Source organism: Methylobacterium sp. CCH5-D2, assembly GCF_001556475.1.
Taxonomy (GTDB): Bacteria; Pseudomonadota; Alphaproteobacteria; order Rhizobiales; family Beijerinckiaceae; genus Methylobacterium; species Methylobacterium hispanicum.
Genome location: NZ_LSIX01001016.1, coordinates 1 through 226 on the forward strand (window position 1 = coordinate 1; position 226 = coordinate 226).

Below are 226 nucleotides of genomic sequence, written 5' to 3' on the forward strand. Positions count from 1 at the left end.
CCCCTGCACGGTGCAGGCCCGCCGCTTCGACACGCTGCTCGACGCGCTGAACGAGCGCCAGGGCGACGTGGTCGCCGCGGCGATCCCGCTGACCCCGACGCTCCGCGAGAAGTTCCTGGCGACGCGGCCCTATTTCCGCTGGCCCGCCCGCTTCGCCGCCCGCACGGGCGCGCGCCTGCCGCCCCCCTCCCCCGAGGGGCTGGCGGGCCGCAGCGTGGGCGTGATC

The 226-nt window shown here is 77.9% G+C and carries 1 protein-coding gene; it reads left to right on the forward strand.

What is annotated here, in order from left to right; translation table 11 throughout:
• The coding region (locus AX737_RS27630; RefSeq protein WP_156453999.1) for a transporter substrate-binding domain-containing protein at nucleotides 1–226 on the forward strand (226 nt) is incomplete at both ends.